The sequence below is a fragment of the Streptomyces sp. URMC 124 genome (genome assembly GCF_051386455.1).
Classification (GTDB): Bacteria; Actinomycetota; Actinomycetes; order Streptomycetales; family Streptomycetaceae; genus Streptomyces.
In genome coordinates, this window is record NZ_JBPQTS010000581.1 from 1 (window position 1) to 248 (window position 248).

The following is a 248-nucleotide window of genomic DNA, read 5'->3' on the forward strand; positions in this document are numbered from 1 at the left end:
CGCCGCGTTCCTCTTCTCGGGCACCGTGAGCACGAATGCGCAAATGCTCTTGCTGCAAATGTTCATCCTGGTTGCTGCAGCTAACGCCGGTAAAATCGGTCTCGACCGCTGGGTAATCCCTTACCTCCGCGGCCTGTGGAACAAATGGACACACAAAACGACCCGCCATGACGGCGGCACAACCCCAACACCTCTGACAAAGCAAACCGCTTAACCGGCATCCGCTGCTGCAGGGACGGGGCGAGTTG

General features: G+C 58.9%; 1 protein-coding gene. It reads left to right on the top strand.

The annotated features are described in order from the left end of the window. Positions 1-214 (top strand): hypothetical protein (locus ACSNOG_RS33765; protein WP_436756481.1); only part of this gene is annotated, 214 nt, incomplete at its 5' end. Positions 215-248: the final 34 nt, after the last annotated feature.